This is a genomic window from Streptomyces sp. NPDC051963, assembly GCF_044593495.1.
GTDB lineage: Bacteria > Actinomycetota > Actinomycetes > Streptomycetales > Streptomycetaceae > Streptomyces.
In genome coordinates, this window is record NZ_JBIUCC010000001.1 from 39,705 (window position 1) to 59,261 (window position 19,557).

Below are 19,557 nucleotides of genomic sequence, written 5' to 3' on the forward strand. Positions count from 1 at the left end.
CTCCGAGCCCTCACTCCTGTCGATCAGCAGCGGCCTCGTCCGGCTCGGCGAGTGCCTTGTCGATGTGGACCGGGTCGCCTACGGCGCCTCCCGTGGCCGTGCGGACAGCGTCCGCAATGAAGGCGAAATTCTCGTCACCGAGCTTCTGCGGATCGGTGCCGTCCAGAAGGCCGGCTCCGACGTACTCGTTGATGACTCGCAGGGCGGCCGCAGCGGCCGCGGCGTGCAGACGTACCTCGAGGTCGTCGGGCTTGAGTCCGAGGCGAGTCGCGATGACCCCGGCCAGTTCGTGTTCCACCTGGTCGCAGGCCATCAGCCAGGCCGTTCGCAGGGCCGGTTCGGTCTCGGCCAATCGAATCATCTTGACGCCCAGCCCGGCGTCGGCCTGCTCCAGCGGGCTGATCTCGCTGACCAACCGCTTCGCCTCCGTGGCGAAGTGCTCCTCCAGAGAGCGGTGCGGCGGCCAACTGCGCAGAGTGGCCAGTTCCCACTCCACGCTCTGCGCGACGATCGGCTCCGCGCAGCTCTCCTTGCTGCGGAAATGACGCCAGATAGTGCGGGTCGACAGGCCAACGGCCTCTGCGATCTGGTCACCGCTCGTGCCGTCGACGCCCTGCGCCCAGAACAGGCGTGCCGCCTCTCGCGAGATCTCCAGACGTACGCGACGGCGCCGCTGCTCACTCATTCCGCCACGGCTGCGTTCGGTCGATGCCACGTCGTCCGCCATCTTTCGTCACCCTTTCACCATCAAATTCGCTCAGTGTCATATTGGCATTAAGTGACGCGACATGCTAGTGCCTGGGGCAACGTTCAGCGGCCCCACCAAGGCGACTCCAGCTGGCCCCGGTTCACAATTGATTCGTGAAGATCTGGGACCACCGGGCTGTTTCGATGGGGTGTCCGGCGGCAGGCGGTTGATCAGGACTTCGGCCCTCGGTAGTGGCGCTTGTCACGAGATCGGGAAGGCTCAGTCGCCTCGGATGCGGGCATGCAGATGCATGTCGTGTCGGCCGTCGTCATGCACGGCGGCGCTGCGCTTGGTGCCTTCCAGAAGGTAGCCGGACCTGATGGCGACCCTGCACGAAGCGTGGTTGCGGGTGGAGTGGTCCAGCTCCAGTCGGTGGAAGCCGATCTCGTCCAGGGCCCATGCGGTGAGCGCCACGAGACCCTGCGAAGCCACGCCGGCTATGCCGTCGTCGAAGTCCAGTCCACGTAGCGCGATCCGGCCGAGTACTTCGTCGCCGTCGCGAGTGATCGCCCAGTGGCCGCCTTTCTCGTGCTTCCAGTCCTGGCGGTATGCCTCGAACCATTCCCGGCCGTGGAGCTCGGTGGAGGGCCGACGGGTGTGCCAGCGGCGAATCTCATCATCCCGATAAGCCGACAGGAACACCGGTGCGTCGGATTCCTCCCAAGCACGTAGCAGCAAGCCCCCGGCGGCGGGGAGCACGGGTTGGGGGGAGCCACCGAGCAGGCCGGAGGCGATGACGGGCGGCGTCGACAGAGCGCGAGTCATGCACCATGATCGCCCGATGCCGGCCGCTCACGTCAACAGCGGGCCGTTCGGCAACGCGTCACGATCACCGCCAGGTCATGGCCGGATCAGGAACCCGCGTCCATCGGCAACCCGCAGGCCCCCGCAACCCCGACTACTTGATTCCGTTGGTCTTGTTCCCCTTGGTGCGAGCGAGCCGGTAGGACTCGGTGCCGGTCTCGATGAGGGTGGCGTTGAAGGTGAGCCGGTCGACGATCGCCGCGCAGAGCCGCGGATCGGTGAAGGTCTTGGACCAGCCGGTGAACGCTTCGTTGGAGGCGACGGCGATGCTGTTCTTCTCCTCCCGCTCGGTCAGAACCTGGAAGAGCATCTCGGCGCCACGACGGTCGCGTTCGAGGTAGCCGGCCATGGCGGACGCGGTGCCCAAGCCGATCAGCAGGTGCGATTTGCCGGTGCCGGAGTCCCCGGATCAGACACAGCGGGTAGCCCTTGGTGATCCACTCGCAGGTGGCGAGGTTGTGGATGGCGGCCGGGTCGATGTTGAGGTTGGCCCGGTAGTCGAAGTCGCGCAGGGACTTCTCGCGGGGGAAGTGGGCGGCGCGGATGCGGCGTTCGGCCCGTCGGCGGTCGCGGTCCTCGCACTCGGCCATCGGCAGCTCGGCGAGGTACCCGGCATAGGACAGGCCCTCGCTTTCGGCTCGTTCAGCCGCGCCGCCACGCAGCACACAGCGTCAACTCGCCACGCTCGTAGATCCATCCCCACTGAGGAGGGTGCGCAGCCGGCGAGCTACGTCGGTGGTGCTGTGCCCGTCCCACACGGGCGCCGTCTCTACCTCGGGCACGTCACCGAACAACGACCAGCTATTGGCTCGGTAGTGATTGCTGACCTGCCCCGTGGGGAGCTGGGCCATAACTATGAACCAGCCGCCTCCGAAGCATGGTTCACCGTCGTGGTGCTTCCATGAGCGGACGACGGGATACCTGGCGGCCAGCCACGCCCGGACTGCGTGTGCGTGGTAGAGCAGCCTGAATTCGTACAGCTCGTCGAAAGTGTGGAACCCGTCGGAGACGCTGCCGGTGTCGGTCATTACTGGCTCCAGATTGTGTAGAGCCCGCGGCGCGGGCTTCGCCGCTAACACGCGGCGGGTCTCGCCCACCTTGCCGGGCACCTCGACAGCCTGGCCGGGCTGAAATGGTCAGCCCGAAAACGTAACTCAGGCCGGACTTCACTGCAAGCGTTGTCTGCCGAGAGCCGCTCGAGTGAGGACCCGGGAAAGATCGGGTTCTTGTGTACTGCACTCACAGCAGGGACGCCGACATCGTTAGCCCCGGCGCCGACAAAATGTCCGCAGTGGTGACGGAGGGGCAGCCGCTCATCCGATGGGCCAACAGTCCTCTGGCCCGCCTCCGGAGCTTGTTGGTTCGCGCGCCGCAATCCATGCCGCTGAGCAAGGACAACTGTGCCTGGGCCGAGCATGTCGCGCTGCACAGTAGAATCGACCCTTTCCGGGTCGAGCAGGAACGCGTCGCCGCTCTCGGCGCGACGCAGGTCCCGATCCGCCGAGCCCGCGTGACGACGGCGAGGCTCCACGAAGCCGCCAACCGCAGCCCCGTCGATCGAGGTGGTGAACTGGCGCAAGACGTAAAGGATGTGTTGGTGATGAACAGCAACAAGCCTCGTCGGCCGGACGTCACGACGGTCGAGATCATCGGTGGTCCAGAAGCGCTCAAGGTCGGCCTTGGCAACTATGACGCCCGGTGGGCGGAGGTCTACCTGCATCACCGGCGTCGGATCCTTGACGCGTTGGCGGCAGTGGACGTCGATGTCGAGCACATTGGATCGACTTCGGTTCCAGGCCTTGCCGCCAAACCGATTGTTGACATCGTCGTCGCGGTGGCCGACATCACAGCAGAGGAGGACTACCTCGACGGGCTGTTGGCCGCAGGTTACGAACTGCGGGTTCGCGAGCCAGGACATCGGCTCGTACGTACGCCGACTCGCGACGTTCACGTGCACGTATATGAACGAGGGGACGCAGCGGTGCACGAGTACCTTCTCTTCCGTGATCACTTGCGCACCCATGCAGACGATCGCGCCCTGTACGAGAGTGTCAAACGAGCTCTGCTCAGCCAGCAGTGGAACGACATGAACGACTACGCCGACGCCAAGAACGACGTCATCCTCGCGATCAAGACTCGAGCCAGGGCAGCTCGCCAATGAACGCCAATGAGACGTAGGCGTCGTGGAGTTCGGTTCGGCGTTCCCAGCGGACGGCGAGGCGCTTGAACTGGTGGAACAGGGCGAAGGTCCGGTGATCGGACGCCGTTCGCCGCTCGCCTCGGGGAAAGATGCTCTGGCGGTGAGGGAAGAGTTCGAGCCCAGGACCGGCCGCATCGCCGTCGAGGTCACTTTCGCTTCCGGCCGGGTTCGTTGCGACAGTTGGGCTGGAGACCTCCGCCTTTCCACGTGAGCCCTCGCATGCAGTCTCACATGGCCACGAGGTGATGATCTTGATGTGGCTGGTGTGATCACGGCGTCCGAGCCGTCCTGGATGACCCTCTTCACCCAACTGAGCCCCCGCTGCGTCGGCAGGTTGGTGACCGCGCTGCGGCGCGAGGGGTGCAGAGACGGTACGGCCCGGCCGGCCGTGGGGCCTGACACTGGAGAACCGGGTGCTGCTCGTGACGGCATATTGGCGCACGAACTTGACGATGCGCCAACTCGCGCTGCTGTTCGGCGTCTCAAAGTCGACGGCCGACCGGATCATCAGCCATCTCGGCCCGCTTCTCGCGCTTCAGCCCAGACAGCGGTTCACGAGGAACACCGTCCTTGTCGTGGGACGGCACCCTGGTGCCCACCCGCGGCCACGCAGTCGCAGAGCAGTCCGAGAATTACCGGTACTCCACCAACCACCAGGTTGTCATCGACGCAGGCACCCGTCGCGTCGTCGTGGTCGCCCGGCCGCTGCCGGGCAACCGCAACGACTGCAGAGCCTGCGAGGAACTGCCCGACTAAAACGGCAACACAACCGTGCTCGCGTCGAGCACACCTTCGCCCGCATGAAGACCTGGAAGATCCTCCGCGACTGCCGTCTCAAAGGTGACCGCGTCCACCACGCCATGCTCGGCGTCGCTCCCCTGCACAACAGAAAGGAGGGCTGCAGAAACGACCCCATCAGCACCGTTCACTTCACCGTGGCAGAAGTCCTCCGACTCCAGCACGCTCTGCGACCTCGCCCCACACCCCGCCTCGGACCCGTTGCGAAGAAACAGCTCAGGCGACGATTTCTGACTGGCGTCCTGGGACATGGAGATGAGCGTGTGTGGAGGCACGCCGGCCGAGCTTGGTGGAGCCGGTGGCGCGTCGGCAAAGGCAAGATCGTCGGTGCTGCGCACAGTCGCGGTGCGGCCTGGAGCAACTGGACCTGGTCACGTGGTGTGCCCTGTCCGACCGAGGGGCGAAGTTGACGCTGCTCTAAGGTCATCATGCATGAACACTCCTGATGATCAAAGGCTCGGCATACAGATCGATGTCCGGGTGCGACAGGCCGATCTTGGTCGAAACGGTTCGGCAAGCACAATCGGCATGGCCCGCTGGCTGGAAGACGCCCGGATCCGGCTGCGGCTGCACCGCTTCGAGCGCCTCATCGGTAAGGGTGGTTTCGGGCCGTACCAGATCTTGCTCGTCGGCCAACGGGTCAACCGGCTTGCTCCGGTCGGCCCGACCGGTACCCACGTGCAAGTGCACACCGGCGTTTGCCGGATCGGGCGCTCCTCATTCACCTTCGAACAGGTGATCATGGTCGACGGCAAGCATGTGGGCAGGGGCGACGCCACCGTCGTGCTGGCCGACAACTCGGGACCGCTCCAGCTTCCGGACGAGCTGATCGCCGATCTCGACGAGATGCAGCTACCGGAGACAGCCACGCCGGCAGCTGCCCGTCCACGCCCTGAACGCCTGCAACGTGCCCACTACTCGCACTGGGCCACGCTGCGTTCCCGGATCGGTGACGTCGACTCCAACCAGCACGTCAACTTCATCGCATTGACCACTTGGTACGACGAGGCCGTCGCTACCTTCACCTCGCGCTCAATTGGGACAAGTGGTGCGGGCTCGGTGCCAGATCTGCCCCCTTCGTCATACCAGATCCAGTATCTCGGTGAGGTGACCTACCCGGGCGACTACGAGATCGGGCTCACGGTCCGCTCCGTCGACACCGACTCCGTGCACTACGAACTCGGTATCTTCCACGACGGCACCTGCCTGAGCGTGGCCGACGCCACCGGCCCACGCGGCGAACTGACCTCCGAAGCCCTGAAGGCGGCCCCGACGACGGACTGACCACAGTCCTCTCGGGTGGGGCAGGTCCAGGTTCATCCCGGCCTCGCGGCGCCACTGGGCCCGATCCGCGCCTGCGGAGAAATGGCCTGATTCTGGGTACTTCTCCATACGCCCTGGTCGCGGGGCCCTTTCGGAGTCTAGGTGGCTGACGCTGCATCAGGGGAGGCGGACTCGCAAGGCGCTGCAAGTCCCGCGAGGCCGCAAGGGATCCACTTGCAATATCTGTCACTTAGTGACACTGTCACTAAGCGACAGAGGGGTGGTCGGTTCTGTGCAAGGCCGGCCTGCGCAGCGAGTGACCCCCTTCCGAGTCCGCCCGCACCCGAACTCCGGAGTACCTCATGAGGAAACGACCAGCCGCCACCGTTGCAGCCCTGCTCACGGTCTGCACTTTGACCGGCGGCCTCATAGGGGCAGCCGGCGCCGCGCCGGACCAGGCAACCGACAGCGGCCGAACAGAGAAGACGACCGTCGCCACTGCTACCGATTCGGTCACGCACGAGCAGAACGAGCGGGTGCCGGAGGGGGCGCGCTGGACCCAGCACTACTTCCCCTCCTCGGACGACTCCAAGACCGAGCTGCACGCCGACGTTCTGCTTCCTGAGAAGCTCCCCGAGGGTGCGAAGGTGCCCGTCATCATGTCGGCCGGCGCGTACTTCGGTCACTCGGGGGAGCTGGAGGTCGAGGAGGAGCACGCCGGCCCCTCGGAGCGCTTTCAGGACCTCCTGGAGGGGACCGACCTGTTCGACAAGGGGTACGCCTTCGTCATGGTGGACACGCGCGGCTTCGGCGGCTCCACCGGATGTCTCGACCTCGGCGGGCCCGGAGACCAGGCCGACGTCAAGGCCGCGATCGACTGGAGCGCGAAACAGCCCTGGTCCACTGGCGCGGTGGGAATGTACGGAAAATCCTTCGACGCCTACACCGGTCTCCTCGGCAACAACGTCAAACACGACGCACTGAAAGCCGTCGTCGCCCAGGAGCCCATCTGGGATCTGTATCAGCAGCTCCACTCCAACGGCGTGCCCCGCCCGAACAGCGTCCAGTTGCCCACCAGCTACAACCGCATTGCCGGCCTGGCCCAGTTGCCGGACGAGGACAAGCGGTACCGGACCAACGCCGCGTACGAGAAGAAGCACCCCGAGTGCCTGGTGCTCAACTCCTTCGGCCCCTCCATCGGTGACCCGGACGACCCGTACTGGAAGGACCGCAGCCCGGCCAGGAACGCGAAGGGCACCGCCACTCCGCTGCTCTTCACCCAAGGCACCGCCGAGACCAACACCCTGCCCGTGGGGATGGAGGAGTTCCTCGACAATCACCGCGGCCCTCAGCGGGCCTGGATCGGCCCCTGGGACCACGTACGCGGCAATGAGCGCACACAGGACGGGAAGCTCGCGATGGGCCGCGCGAACTGGTTCAAGGAGACGCTGTCCTTCTTCGACGAACACCTCAAGGGCATCGACCCGAAGATCCAGTACCCGAACTACGCCGTCCAGGACAACCTCGGCAACTGGCGCGCGGAGAAGTCCTGGCCCACAGCGAACCGCTCCGCGAACCTCCGTCTCGGCAACGGCTCGTACGTGGACAGCGGAGCGGGTTCGCAGCCGATGTCCCCAGAAGAGGAATCCGGTCGTGACGCTGGGAGCTTCCTCGTCTGGTCCGGGTCTCTCGAGACGGCCACCCGGGTCACCGGCACGCCCCGAATCGCCATGACGGCAAACGGCGAGGGGAACGTCATGGTCAAGCTGTACGACGTGGACGAGGACGGTAACGCTGTCGCATTCGACGAGCGAGTCTCCCGGCTGGACCGGGACCGGCTGGACATCGGCCTGAAGTCGACCGACTGGACCCTGCGGGCCGGCCACCGCCTCGCCGTGGAGATCGGCTCGGTGCGGACCGGCGATTGGCTCGACACCCCCTCCAAGCAAAAGATCCGGATCAGTAACGCCCGTCTCCAGCTGCCCCTGGACAACCCGGCAGAAGACATCGCGACCGGTGGCGACCGGGCGCCGTGGCTCGACACCTTCACGCAGATCAACGCGGCGAAGCTGAAGCCCGGCCCAGCCGCGTTCACGGTGCCCCCGGCCCGTGCGCGGCGCTGAGGACGCCACACCGCTGGACAACCTCGTCGCGTTGGCTCACGGGGCGGAGCACCGCCACCGACACCCCACCGATCAGCGCGAACGACAGGTCGGAAACAGCTCAGTTCATCGAACCGAGGGGGTACCCGTGCCCATCAGCCTTCCGCCTGTCTTTCACGTCGGCATCATCGTGGAAAAGGTTGGCTTCTCTGCCCGTTACGGCTTCATCAGGACGGGATCTTCGGAGATCGAACTGATCCAGCCGCTCGATGGCCGCTCGCCGTACACGGAGTTCCTCGACCTCCACGGTGAAGGCGTCCAGCACCTCGCCTACGTGGTGGGAAGCATCGACCAGTACCTCGAAGCGCTGCGAGCGACGGGAGAGGCAGGTCGTGTCACCTTCGAGGCAACCATCGCAGGGCAGACACGCTTCGTGTACCTGGACGGTCTGGCCCATGGGCCGGCCATCGAGCTGATCGAAGCCACCGGCGAAGACGCCTGACCGCGACACGGTTCCGGACGGACGCGACACCGGAGCGGGCTCTCACACCTTGCGGTCGCGTTCGCCAATGTTCACAACCACTCGCCATCTTCCCCGCTCGGGTGCGCGTGCCAACGGTCCGTGCGCCGAGCGGCAACCGACGACCGGCGGGCATCCGATAAGCCCGCCGTACTCCGAAGCGCCTTCGCGCCCACGTCAAGGAGGACTGCACGGCGAGCGGCACGATGCAGCCTCCGGCCCAAGGTCCGAGTTCGGGCCCGGCCCGCGCGCCCAGAGCCCCGGTCGTCAGAGGGTGGGTGCGAGGCCGGCCCGGAGGATGTCGAGGTAGTTGTCGATCGCGTCCCCCTGCCGCTCCGCCGGGTGCTCGCTGACGGCGTGGATCAGGCCGCACAGGAGCTTGAGCAGGTTTTCGCCGGTGAGGGCAGGGGCAGGGCGGATGCGTGCGAGCAGGTGGGAGGTGACTTCAACCAGCTCTCCCTTGGCCCGGTGCAGAGAGTCCGTCTCGTCGGACCCGGTGATCAGAACGTCGGTGAGGCCCGGTTGCGCCAGGGCGGTCAGGAGCGCCGTGCGGAGGAAGTCAACGAGCGCCTTCGCGGGATCGGGGTGTCCGACGGCTGCGGCCGCCGCATCGATGAGCTCTCGGACCGCCTCTTCCAGGACGGACTCCAGCATGGCCCGCTGCGTGGGGAAGACCCGATAGACCGTCCCGACCCCCACGCCCGCCCTGCGCGCGAGCTCGTTGAGGGTGAGCGCGGTCTCCCCGCCGATGACGGCGCCGCGGGCCTCATCGAAGATCCTCTGCCTGTTGCGTGCGGCATCCGACCTCATGATCCCTCCTTCGCATACCCATGTGGATAACCTATCAGGTTGGTGCTACGGTGAAGTCGATAACTAATCCACTTCACTTCGTCGGGAGCGGTCGTGACCGTTGTGTTCATCCATGGAGTACCGGAGACGCCTTCCGTCTGGAACGACCTCCGGGGGCGGATCGACCGCCCCACCGCGGCCCTGCGGCTGCCCGGATTCGGCAGCCCTCGCCCGGCTCACCTGGACGGCAAGGAGGCGTACGCCGACTGGCTGGCGAACGAACTGCGCGCCTTCGGTGAGCCCGTCGATCTCGTGGGCCACGACTGGGGTGCACACCTGGTGATGCGGATCGTCTCCGCGTACGACGTTCCGGTACGCAGCTGGGTGTCCGACGTCGCACACGGGTGGCACCCCGACTATCAGTGGCACGAGGCGGCCACCCTCTTCCAGAAGACCCCGGAGGGCGAGGAGCTGCTCGCGTCGCTGCGCGCCCAGACCCCCGGCAGCCCCAGCTTCGGGGACTTCCTCCGCCCTCGGGGGATGAGCGCCGAACTGGCGACGGAAGTCGACACCGTCCACGACGAGGAGATGAGCACGGCCATCCTGACGCTCTACCGCTCAGCCTGGCCCAACTTCTACACCGACTGGGGCAAGGACTTCGACCGCCCCGCTCAGGTTCCGGGGCTCGTCCTGATCCCGACCGGCGATCCGATGGCGCAGCCCGCGATGGACCTGGATATGGCCACGCGAATCGGGGCCCAGGCAGTGGAACTGGACAGCCTCACCCACTACTGGATGCTCCAGGATCCTGATCGGGGCGCGGAGGTACTCAACCGATTCTGGGACTCCCGGCCCGCATGACATCCGGTACCGGTGGGCGACGTCCTCGCCGTGATGAGGTCGCGAGCACGTGAGCGCATGGCCATGATGGCGGTGACTCGCGAGATGTTCATTGTCCGGGAGGTGGCCGGTCGGGTCGCTGTCACGGACGTCGGCGGTGTCCGCTGTACACAGGACCGGCACCCGGTCCGGGAACCCCTGCAAGGAAGGCTCCCGGCGACGCCGCAAGACTGAGTCCAAACCGCTCACCTTCCGCCCCGAGGTCGCCCAGCCGAGCTTGTTGTTTAACGTCTGGTGCTTCTCATGGCCTGCCACGTGCACGGTGCAGTCGTGACAGATGGGCTGCACCCGCGACTGGCGGATGTGTTCCCAGCACTTGCCACCGAGATCGCTGAACTGCTGCGTGCTGATCGTGAACCGCTGGCCGAGGTGGTCGCCGACCTGCCCTACAGCCCGTGCACCTGTACCACAACCTGCTGACCGCGCCGCCCGGTTCGCCTGGTTCCTCCAGGCGACCGCGGCGGGGAGATCGGGCACATCCGAGTACGCGACCTCGATGTCGGCCGTCAGCTTCAACCAAGTTCATCGACTCGACGGGGGGCCTGTGGCAGCAGGGCGAAGCTCGCCAAGTAGTGAGCCGGTCAGGTCGCCTGGGCAGGCCGCTTGGGCGGGTCGCCTGAGCGGTGGCCCCAGTAGGTCAGCATCCGTCCTATAAGGCCTCTAGCCTGCGGTTTATGCAGACATACGAGGACGGCGTCGAGATCCTTGTCCCCGCGGGCCCGGCCGAGCTCGAGGCCTGGCTCGACGCGCATCACGGGGAACGGACCGCGCTCTGGGTGAAGATCGCCAAGAAGCACACCGGCATCCCATCGCTCACCTGGGAAGAGATGGTCGACACGGTGCTCTGCTTCGGCTGGATCGACGGTCTGCGGCGCGGCTTTGACGACACGTACTTCCTGCAGCGCACGACACCCCGCCGACCCCGCTCCGCCTGGTCGCAGGTGAACGTCGACAGGGCTGAGGCCCTGATCGCGGCAGGCCGGATGCGCCCCCGCGGCCTCGCCGAGATCGAGGCGGCGCGGGCGGACGGCCGCTGGGAGACGGCATACGCCTCACAGAAGAATGCCACCGCACCGCCGGATCTCCTCGAGGCGCTCGACGCGAACCCGGCCGCGCGGGCGTTTTACGAGACGCTCAGCAAGTCCGACCAGTTCGCCCTATACCTCCGCCTGGTCAGCGCCCGCACCGAGAAGACCCGCCTGGCCCGCCTGGAACGGATGGTGGCCACGATGGCAAGGTCCGAGCGGCCATCATGATCAACCGCTCGGCCAACGCACAGATCAAGCACATCAAAGCCTGCGGAGGCTTAAAGAGATGGAGCGTCAGATAGGTGGAATGCCGACAGAGCGCACCCCGTCACGATCACAGGGGGTCGTCACGGTCAGTCACCGAAGCAGGATCATCTTACGGAGCAGTTCGAATTCGGCTCGCCCGTAGAGTTGCCTTTTGATCCTTTTGTTGCGATTCACGCTCCGTCGGTGCCGCCCGAGCTCCAGTGCAGAGTGAGTCCGGCGGTGACGGCGTCGAGGTCGCCAGCTAAGGGGACGTCTCAACTGGTGATGGGAGTCATTGGCGCAGGTGGTCCAGGAGTCCGTCGGGCACGGGGTAGGGAGGTTCATGGGGAAGAAGTTGCTGGGCGGTGTCCAGATCGCAGCCCCGAACATGCCCGTGGATCTCGCGCGCGAGGCCAGTTACGTCGGTGATGGAAACCGTCCACTCGTCGGCGTAGCGGTGTGCGGCTTCACCGACGAGGCCGAGCTGCAATGCGCGGTAGGGAAGGGGCTGCAGATGCACATCGCGCTCGGGGTCCCATTGGACACGAGCCGGGGCCCGCTTCAACTGCCGCTTCCAGGTTGCTCGGTCGGCGTGCAGTCCGCGCTCGTAGTGGGACAGGCACGCGTGCTCCAGCGCCCATTCGAAGCCTTCGCGGGTGATCTCGACTGCGAGGACAGTCTCCTGCCCTTCCTTGGCTCCCCATCCGCAGCGATACATCATCCAGAGGAAGGACGGCTTGATCCACGTCATCCGGTCTCGCTGCCAGGCCGTCGGGAAACGACCCTCTCGGGCTGCGGGCAGGCCGAGCTCTGGCGCGTATGCCTGGTAGACGATGACTGTGGAGTCGGTGTAGCGGGCGCGGATCCGGTGCTTGAGTTCTGCCACGGTGACAGGGTGCGGACACTGCTCGATGCGCGCCATCGAATTACCTGGGCACCGGGTGGCTGAGCCTCCGGTAGCAGATCAGAGTGGCGGCGATGCCAGCGAAAGCAAGGACGTGTTCGGCCTTGCGCTCGTAGCCACGGTGCAGTCGTCGGCATCCCTAACGACTCCCGGATGTCACTCTGCGGGGTCCTGGGAGCCTGCCGGACGGAGCCCGTACTCGGCCAACCACCCGAGCAGCTCTTGGCGGGAGGCTCGAACAAGGCGCCCTCCTGTGAAGCGGGCGTCGTCGGTGACCTCTGCCACGCACTCGGCAGATGGCACGAATGACTGCGCCTCGTCGTCGGTGGTGAACTCAGCTTCCGCCAGCACCAGACCCTGAAGACGACCGTCAAAGACGTCAACGCCCAGGGGAGGCACACTGAAACGGGTCTTGGACAGCAGGACGGCCGGCAGCGAGGCGAGCACGTCGTATTCGGCTGGCGACAAGTATGTATTCGTGATCAGGCCCTGGACAGCACCGGGCTGAGGGACCGGGACCTTCTGGGTGAGCTTGAGCTCGCAGCGACCGTCTGCGAAGTCGGCTCTCCGCAGCCGCAAGCGAGTGCCCATCACGTATCGATCTGTGATCACACGAGTGACGGTCACCGTCGACGGCTCCGGGGGTCTGGCCAGCAGAAACCGTCTCTCCCGCTCGACATGCGAGTACTTGCCCGGGCGAATCGACCCGCCCTCAACCCCACCCGTCCTGCCCATCATGAGGACAGCTTCTCAGCCGACGCCCGCAGGTTCGGCCCGGGCGGCCTTGGTGTGGGCGAGGCGGTAGGACTCCGCCCCGGCCTGATGATGGCGCCGTTGAAGGTGAGCCGGTCGACGATGGGCCGCGCAGAGCCGCAGCTCCCGAAGTCATCGACACTTGGTAATTCGTAGCGTTCCACACCAGCGGTGGGGCGAGAGGCGCGTACCTCGGCCGGCGAGGGCACCGGTGGTCGAGGGTCGCGCGATCGAACGCGACCAGGGCGACGACGAGGGCCGTGAGCGATTGGATGTGGTTACCCTCCGCGACGACTCCCCAAGATCTGTGCCAGAAGCTGAAACTCACCCACATACTCAGCAGGGGTCAGTACGCCAGCAACCGATCGGGCTAGGTGGGCGCCGGGCGATCGGCTGGAGCTTCATGGGTTTTCTCGTTAGTCCATTGCGCGGCCGATGAGTTTGTGACTCCCGGCCGGTCCAAGCTCGTGACAGCCTAGGAAAGGACACCGTCATGTCGGAGCTTCTCGTCGACTTCATCACTTCCCTCGACGGCTACGCATCGGGAGAGGGATGGCCCGGGTTCTGGGGCCTCGAGGGCCCTGAGTACCTCGCATGGCTCGGGGAGCAGCCCGAGGTCACCTACCTGATGGGAGCGAACACCTACCGCCTGATGTCGGGCTTCGCCGCAGGCGAGGTCCCGGATGGCCAAGCCGACTTCAGGCCCGAGGAAGAGGCGTCCGTCGATGAGCTCACTCAAGCGTCCAAGGTGGTGTTCTCCTCCTCTCTCAAGGAGCCATTGACGTGGCCCAACTCCAAGCTCATCCGCGACGACGCCGTTGAGACGGTCCGCGCCATGAAGTCGAGTGGCTCGGGGCTCCTCAGCACGATCGGCAGCCTCAGCCTGTGCCGGTCCCTGCTACGAGCCGGGCTCGTCGACCGCTTCCGGGTCGTGATGTTCCCGGTGATCACCGGGGCCACGGGCGCAGAACGCATCTACGACGGCTATCCGGACGTTGCCCTCGAGATGACCGAGCACCGCACCTTCGACGGCCGCATCCAGCTGGTCGAGTACAAGCCCCGCGTGCTCGAGCACCCACCCCTCGGCGTCCCTGCGTGACGTCGCCCCGTCCGCCGGTCTGGACGACACCAGGCCGGCGCCGGCGGGTCCGGAGCAAGACCTCATAGAGGGCGAACGGCCAACGCCGCGGGGCCGAGGTCCAGCGCGCGGCGCACCAGATCCGGATCAAGCTCAACGCGTACCCCTCGGACCAGCTCAATTCAACGTCCTCATGCACGACGGACAGCGGCCCACCGGCCCTGGCCTCTCCACCACCACCGAGACCTTCCGGTGCACCTTCGGCCCCGGCGGTCGGGGTGCCGTTTCTGTCTAGCGGGGCCCGCGGCGTATGCGGCTCCGAGAGCGAGCACTGCGGCGAGCGCCATGAGTAGCAGGACGGCGGTGCCGGCGCACGCGTTCAGCCCCACCGAGCGCGGCCTGCACACGCTCAGCCCTCCTCCCGCAGACGCACCAGCGTGGTCGACACCGTCTACCTGCTCGGCGTCTCCACCTGCCGGGTCGAGAAGCTCGCCGAGAGCCTGGGCGTCACCCAGGTGTCAAAGTCCCAAGTCAGCGGGATGGCCAGGTATCCGGACGAGCAGGTCACCGCGTTCCGCAACCTCGACGTCCATAACCTGCCAATCCCCTGGCCGACTTCCGCCCCGACTTCGGAGCGCACCACTGATAGAACACCAGGAACGAACACGAGCCCCTGCCCCACCGACATCCACAGGCCCTGGGCGCCGGCTATCTGCTGACCCGGGAAAGGACAAGGACGCCGTGATGACCACGCCGAGCACGCGAGCCGCCCTGAGAACCAGCTACCAGGCCGACCTCGCCGACGGAACGGCCCGCTTTCTGGAGCCGCGCCGCCCTGACTGCCCCTGGTGCGGCTCAACGGCCCTTCAAGTCCACCTGACCAGCCCGGACTTCATTCAAGCCAAGCCCGGTTCGTTCACCCTGGAACAGTGCCGCGACTGCAGACACATATTTCAGAACCCCCGACTGAACACCTCCGGCCTTGAGTTCTACTACCGGGACCTCTACGACGGGCTCGGTGCCAAGAGCGTCGAGTTCGGTTTCAGCTTGATGCGCAAGCTCTACCAGCGGCGCGCCCGCATGCTCCAGCCCTACACCACGCCCCGCGCCTGGCTGGATGTCGGCACGGGCTACGGGCATTTCTGCCACACCGCCAAGCAGATCTGGCCACAGACCACCTTCGCGGGCCTGGACCGCGGCGACGGAGTGCGAGAAGCCCAACGCCGTGGCTGGATCGACGACGCCCACCAAGGCTCTTTCCCCGACCTCGCCGACACCCTCACCCACCGCTACGACGTGGTGAGCATGCACCACTACCTCGAGCACACCATCGACCCGATCGCCGAGATCCGCGCCGCCGCACACGTCCTGCCCCCCGGAGGACACCTCCTCATCGAAGTGCCCGACCCCGAATGCGCCGGGGCCCGCCTCCTCGGCAAGTACTGGTCACAGTGGGTACAACCCCAGCACCTGCACATGTTCCCCGTCGGCAACCTCAAACAGGCCCTCACCGCCAACGGCCTCTCGGTCCTGGCCGTCGAGCACAGGCAAGCCGACCTTGGACTGGACTTCCTGCTGGCCGCCAAAAGGCTTCTTTCCACCCTCGCCCAGGACCCACGCCGCCCCTGGGTACCCCGCCCACCCAACACAACCGACCACGCACGATGGGCCGCCGCGCTGCTCCTCGCCCTGCCTGCGCTGCCAGCCGGCTTCCTGCTCGACCTGACTGTCCGCCCGCTGCTGCCACGCCACAGCAATGCCTACCGCATCCTCGCCGCGAAGGCCCCTGCCCAGCCCACCGGCACCAGCACCAGCTGAAGCCCGCAGTCACCCGACTTGTGGGTGTGAGCGCAGTGGACAAGCGACTCCAAGTCCTTTGGACAGCCGAGGTCGTAGACGATGCCTGCCCAGATGAGGTGGGTACCGGTGGCGGGATCGAGGGACCCGTCTGCGATCTCGCCGGCGATCCAGTAGGCCATCGCCCACTTCGCCGCCCGGGGATCGGCTGGTGAGTGGCGCTTCCCCCGCCCGACCCGTTCCGCTTGTCACAGCCACTCGTTGCTGGCAGCGACCAGTACGGTCGCCTCGTAGCGGACGGCCAGCCTGCCGTGCCTCGTCGCCACCGCACGGTGCCCCTTGAGTCGGTTGATCCCGCACTCCGCCGCGTGCCGCTCGCGGTAGTCGACCGCGCAATCGCGCGATTCCCCCTCCATGGGCACCTGTGCCGGAACCGCGAAAGCGACCGCGAACTCCTCTCCCCTACGCAACCGGAGCGCCCAGGCGGTCTCAGGATGACGCCGGCGACATCGCTCGACACGCGCCTGTTTGCACGATGCACAGGCTCACGGGAGTTCTGGTAGTTGGAGTTCCATGAGTGGGGCGTACTGCTGGCCGGCGTAGCAGTCGCTGTCGTGCTGGTCGCCCTGTACGGAGGGGCGTGGCAGGGAGACTTTGACCGCGAGGGCGCGGGGGTGGTTGACCACCAGGATCTCGTTCTCGCTGGTGTTGAACAGCCCGGCGAACAGGGCCCGGTTGAGGATTCCGGTGTTGGTGAGTGCCTCGTAGGTGTGCTGGTCGTGGCACATGAAGTCGAAGGTGAGGGTGAAGGGTCCGGCGTTCTTGGAGCGGACGAGGGAGCAGTAGTCGAGCAGCGTGGCCATGGTCAGACCTCTTCGGTGGCGGTGCGGAACAGTTCGGTGGGGGTGACGCCGGTGGCGACGTGGTTGAGGGTGAAGCGGTAGAGCGGGCCGCGGTCCATTTCGGGTGGCGAGTAGGGGTAGGCGAGGGTGGAGACCAGGCCGTCGTACTCGGGGATGGGCAGGTGCGAGGAGGCGTGGGCGACGAACGTGGAGATCGCGTGGGCGGTGTCCGGGTCGGGTGCGGTGACGGTGATCAACACGCCGAGTTCCTGGGGCTGCAGGGGGGTGGGTTCGGTACCGGCCAGGACCGTCCCGGTGCCGTAGAGGCGGTAGTTGATGTCGATGGTGTCCGGGTCGACCCGGCCGTCGAATACGTCGAGGATCTTGGCGTCGAAGTACTTCTTGGCCATGGGCAGGAGCTCGGGGAGGCGCTCGATGACGACCTTGTCGCGGACGCCGCCGACGATGACGGTCTGGTAGCCGACGAGTTCGGCGCCTTCGAGCTTGTTGGTGTAGCCGTCGGCCTCGATGTAGCGGGAGCCGCGGACGCGCACTGTCCGTTCGTCAACGGCTTCGTAGGTGGCGTGGGTGGTGTCGAGGGTGCCGGAGGGCTCGATGATGTGGAACGGGTCGGCGTTCTCGTACAGCGTGTGGGCGGCGACCGAACGAGGGGTGAGGCGGCTGCCGTCGGCGAGCGTGGTGACGTCGAAGTGGTCGTCGCGCAAGGTCACCAGGAGTCCGTTGGCATCGGGCGGGATCGCGCAGGCGGCGCCGCATTCGATGGTCTTGGCCATGTGCCAGGTGAGACCGGGGTCGGCGCCGTTCAGGTGGGGCAGAGCGGCGAACAGCGCGGTGTCGCTGGCCCGTCCGGCCAGGATGACGTCGCACCCGTCGCGTAGGAGCTCCTGCATGGGCTCGACGCCCATCATGGCGACGGTGTGGCTTCGCTGGAACAACTCCCGTTCGATGACAGGGGCGTTGGCGAGCGGCCGGATGCGGCCCTCGTCGTACAGGCGCTGGAGGCGCTCTGCCGGTTGGTCGCTGTAGATGAGGCCGAGCTTGAAGTGCAGGTTCTCCTCGGCGGCGATGGCACGGGCCAGGCCGGCGACCAGGTCGACGCCGTCGTCGCGTCCGCTGGTGCCGCACGAACCGATGATCAGCGGCACTTGGAGGGTGTCGCGGGCCCGCAGGAGCAGGCGCAGGTCGCGCGTGACGGCCTGGGCGGAGAGTTTGGGGGTCCCGGAGCCGAGGGCTGCGGGGCCGGAGTCGGTGGAGCCGGCGTCGCAGGCGATCACGTGCGGGCCGGCGGCCACACCGCGGTCGAGGGCGGCTGTGTCGAAGCCGGCACCGAGGGCTCCGGTCGGGGCGAGGATACGCATGTCCACAAGGGCGACTTTCTGTTGTACGGGTGAGGGTCAGGAAGCGGTTGCGAGCGTCCGCTCGGCGCGGCGGCCCACGAGGGTGAAGACGGCGAAGGTGACCGCGCCGAACACGGCGGCGTTGAGGAACATGTAGCGCCAGCCGGTGAGGTCGACGGTGGCGCCGAGCAGGGCGGGGCCAAGAGCCATGCCCGAGGCGGAGGCCACCGTGTACAGGCCCGTGTAGGCGCCCAGGACACGGTTGTTGGGCGCGAGGCTCCACAGGGCGACCAGGCCGTTGACGGAGAAGACGGCGTAGCCGATCGAGGCGATGGCCACGGAGGCTGCGGTGAAGGCCGGGGTGGGTTCGGCGAAGCCGACGAGCAGGCCCGCGACGAACAGGGCGATGCCGTAGCGGATCATGCGGAACTCGCCGAGCCGGTGCGAGAGGTAGGCCAGCGGGACGACGCAGATGAGGAAGGCGATCGCACCGGGCAGCGCGATGCCGCCGGCCGCGCCCCGGGTCATGCCGAGGGCCTCGATGCCGTACGGGGTGGTCAGGGAGCGCAGCGCCGCCCACATGCCGGCGAAGCAGAAGATGCCGGCCATGAGCAGCAGCCGGACTCGGCTCGGTTCGCGTATCAGGTCCTTGAGGACCGCCCACGGAGAGGAGAACGGGTCAGCCTGGCCGGTGTTGGTGTCCTCGTGGCGCAGCGCTGTGGGGTGGCGGCGGCCCAGGAAGCGGTAGGACAGGACCACCATGACGATCATCAGGAACGGTGGGATGGCGAAGGCGGCCTTGAGGCTGTGGTCCACCACCAGCAGGCTGATGAGGGCCGAGACGATGATGGTGAGGCTGACGCCGGCCTTGATGAACCCCTGGGCCTTGCCTCTCTGCCCGGGTGCGACGTAGTCGGAGACCAGGGTTTCGGTGACGCCCTTGAAGGAGTTGGCGGTCAGGCCGAACGCGAAGATGCAGAGCATGAGCATCGGCAGGCTGGTGGCCCACGGGATCAGCGCGAAGGGCACGGCCGCCACGCACGCCCCGGCTACCACGATGGGCCAGCGTCCGGTGCGGCGCCGTGTCATCCGGTCGGAGATCAGGCCCATCCAGGGCTGGATGATGACGCCGAGCCCGGTGTCCAGGCCCATGATCAGGCCGATGACAGTGGCGGAGGACACGAAGTGACGCAGCTGGGCGGGGACTTGGGCGTCGTAGAAGTTCCACACCGACTCCTGGGCGAAGATCGCGAGGGCGACCCACAGGACGGCGCTTGCGCTCATGCGCTCCGGCCGTTCGGCCGCGGGGGCGGCATCGAGCACGGCCGGTGCAGACGCCGAGGCAGGGGGCTGGGGTGGTTCGGATCGTTCGTCATGCAACATGGCGGCTCCTATGCCATATGCTATAGCAACATAGCGGTACCTGT

Annotated in this window: 19 protein-coding genes and 3 pseudogenes; 12 read left to right on the plus strand and 10 right to left on the minus strand. The window is 66.7% G+C overall.

Features of this window, described 5'->3' with window-relative positions; translation table 11 throughout:
• Positions 1–10: 10 nt before the first annotated feature.
• The 3 genes and pseudogenes from ACIHFB_RS00190 to ACIHFB_RS00200 form a co-directional block, all read right to left on the minus strand.
• On the minus strand, positions 11–727 hold the full coding sequence (locus tag ACIHFB_RS00190; protein ID WP_400124614.1) for a TetR/AcrR family transcriptional regulator: 717 nt from the start codon (positions 725–727) through the stop codon (positions 11–13).
• Between the two features lie 240 nt (positions 728–967).
• The gene (locus tag ACIHFB_RS00195; RefSeq protein WP_400124616.1) at positions 968–1,513 is read right to left on the minus strand and encodes a GNAT family N-acetyltransferase; all 546 of its coding nucleotides are present in this window, start codon (positions 1,511–1,513) and stop codon (positions 968–970) included.
• Positions 1,514–1,646: 133 nt separating this feature from the next.
• A pseudogene (locus tag ACIHFB_RS00200) lies at positions 1,647–2,199 on the minus strand (ATP-binding protein); the annotation flags it as partial.
• 953 nt (positions 2,200–3,152) lie between these two features.
• Here ACIHFB_RS00200 and ACIHFB_RS00205 point away from each other — a divergent pair.
• From ACIHFB_RS00205 to ACIHFB_RS00230, 6 genes and pseudogenes are all read left to right on the plus strand, one after another.
• Positions 3,153–3,713 carry a GrpB family protein gene (locus ACIHFB_RS00205; protein WP_400125564.1) on the plus strand — a complete coding sequence of 187 codons (561 nt, stop codon included), beginning with the start codon at positions 3,153–3,155 and terminating at the stop codon, positions 3,711–3,713.
• A 22-nt stretch (positions 3,714–3,735) separates the two neighbouring features.
• Positions 3,736–3,963, plus strand: a complete 228-nt coding sequence (locus ACIHFB_RS00210; RefSeq protein ID WP_400124618.1) for a hypothetical protein — start codon at positions 3,736–3,738, stop codon at positions 3,961–3,963.
• Between the two features lie 45 nt (positions 3,964–4,008).
• A pseudogene (locus tag ACIHFB_RS00215) lies at positions 4,009–4,639 on the plus strand (transposase family protein); the annotation flags it as partial.
• 343 nt (positions 4,640–4,982) lie between these two features.
• A complete protein-coding gene (locus ACIHFB_RS00220; protein WP_365282089.1) occupies positions 4,983–5,834 on the plus strand; it encodes a thioesterase family protein in 852 nt (283 codons plus the stop codon).
• A gap of 341 nt (positions 5,835–6,175) precedes the next feature.
• Positions 6,176–7,936, plus strand: a complete 1,761-nt coding sequence (locus ACIHFB_RS00225; RefSeq protein ID WP_400124620.1) for a CocE/NonD family hydrolase — start codon at positions 6,176–6,178, stop codon at positions 7,934–7,936.
• 127 nt (positions 7,937–8,063) lie between these two features.
• A complete protein-coding gene (locus ACIHFB_RS00230) occupies positions 8,064–8,417 on the plus strand; it encodes a VOC family protein (protein ID WP_400124622.1) in 354 nt (117 codons plus the stop codon).
• A gap of 285 nt (positions 8,418–8,702) precedes the next feature.
• Here the strand turns inward: ACIHFB_RS00230 and ACIHFB_RS00235 are convergent, their stop codons facing one another.
• Positions 8,703–9,245 (minus strand): TetR/AcrR family transcriptional regulator, encoded by a 543-nt coding sequence (locus ACIHFB_RS00235; RefSeq protein ID WP_365282092.1) that lies wholly within the window; start codon positions 9,243–9,245, stop codon positions 8,703–8,705.
• Between the two features lie 93 nt (positions 9,246–9,338).
• On the opposite strand from ACIHFB_RS00235, the gene ACIHFB_RS00240 reads away from it, so the two are divergent.
• The 3 genes from ACIHFB_RS00240 to ACIHFB_RS00250 all read left to right on the plus strand — a co-directional run bounded on the left by ACIHFB_RS00240 (position 9,339) and on the right by ACIHFB_RS00250 (position 11,380).
• On the plus strand, positions 9,339–10,085 hold the full coding sequence (locus ACIHFB_RS00240) for an alpha/beta hydrolase (protein ID WP_365282093.1): 747 nt from the start codon (positions 9,339–9,341) through the stop codon (positions 10,083–10,085).
• 309 nt (positions 10,086–10,394) lie between these two features.
• Complete coding sequence (locus tag ACIHFB_RS00245) at positions 10,395–10,544, plus strand: hypothetical protein (protein WP_400124625.1); 150 nt, start codon at positions 10,395–10,397, stop codon at positions 10,542–10,544.
• Between the two features lie 254 nt (positions 10,545–10,798).
• Positions 10,799–11,380 carry a YdeI/OmpD-associated family protein gene (locus ACIHFB_RS00250; RefSeq protein WP_365282094.1) on the plus strand — a complete coding sequence of 194 codons (582 nt, stop codon included), beginning with the start codon at positions 10,799–10,801 and terminating at the stop codon, positions 11,378–11,380.
• Between the two features lie 310 nt (positions 11,381–11,690).
• On the opposite strand, the gene ACIHFB_RS00255 is transcribed toward ACIHFB_RS00250, so the two are convergent.
• Positions 11,691–12,320 (minus strand): DUF4291 domain-containing protein, encoded by a 630-nt coding sequence (locus ACIHFB_RS00255; protein ID WP_400124627.1) that lies wholly within the window; start codon positions 12,318–12,320, stop codon positions 11,691–11,693.
• 138 nt (positions 12,321–12,458) lie between these two features.
• Positions 12,459–13,040 carry a hypothetical protein gene (locus tag ACIHFB_RS00260; protein ID WP_400124628.1) on the minus strand — a complete coding sequence of 194 codons (582 nt, stop codon included), beginning with the start codon at positions 13,038–13,040 and terminating at the stop codon, positions 12,459–12,461.
• 508 nt (positions 13,041–13,548) lie between these two features.
• Between ACIHFB_RS00260 and ACIHFB_RS00265 the strand changes: the two genes are divergently transcribed.
• The 3 genes and pseudogenes from ACIHFB_RS00265 to ACIHFB_RS00275 all read left to right on the plus strand — a co-directional run bounded on the left by ACIHFB_RS00265 (position 13,549) and on the right by ACIHFB_RS00275 (position 15,951).
• Positions 13,549–14,154 carry a dihydrofolate reductase family protein gene (locus ACIHFB_RS00265; protein ID WP_365282097.1) on the plus strand — a complete coding sequence of 202 codons (606 nt, stop codon included), beginning with the start codon at positions 13,549–13,551 and terminating at the stop codon, positions 14,152–14,154.
• A gap of 395 nt (positions 14,155–14,549) precedes the next feature.
• Positions 14,550–14,711, plus strand: a pseudogene (locus tag ACIHFB_RS00270) (transposase); the annotation flags it as partial.
• Positions 14,712–14,877: 166 nt separating this feature from the next.
• Entirely contained in the window at positions 14,878–15,951 is a 1,074-nt protein-coding gene (locus tag ACIHFB_RS00275) for a class I SAM-dependent methyltransferase (RefSeq protein WP_365282098.1), read from the plus strand.
• A 227-nt stretch (positions 15,952–16,178) separates the two neighbouring features.
• On the opposite strand, the gene ACIHFB_RS00280 is transcribed toward ACIHFB_RS00275, so the two are convergent.
• From ACIHFB_RS00280 to ACIHFB_RS00295, 4 genes are all read right to left on the minus strand, one after another.
• Positions 16,179–16,346 (minus strand): hypothetical protein, encoded by a 168-nt coding sequence (locus ACIHFB_RS00280; protein WP_365282099.1) that lies wholly within the window; start codon positions 16,344–16,346, stop codon positions 16,179–16,181.
• Positions 16,347–16,475: 129 nt separating this feature from the next.
• Positions 16,476–16,793 (minus strand): DUF4387 domain-containing protein, encoded by a 318-nt coding sequence (locus ACIHFB_RS00285; protein ID WP_365282100.1) that lies wholly within the window; start codon positions 16,791–16,793, stop codon positions 16,476–16,478.
• Positions 16,794–16,795: 2 nt separating this feature from the next.
• The gene (locus ACIHFB_RS00290) at positions 16,796–18,151 is read right to left on the minus strand and encodes an acyclic terpene utilization AtuA family protein (protein ID WP_400125566.1); all 1,356 of its coding nucleotides are present in this window, start codon (positions 18,149–18,151) and stop codon (positions 16,796–16,798) included.
• A 36-nt stretch (positions 18,152–18,187) separates the two neighbouring features.
• On the minus strand, positions 18,188–19,414 hold the full coding sequence (locus tag ACIHFB_RS00295) for an MFS transporter (protein WP_365282101.1): 1,227 nt from the start codon (positions 19,412–19,414) through the stop codon (positions 18,188–18,190).
• Positions 19,415–19,557: the final 143 nt, after the last annotated feature.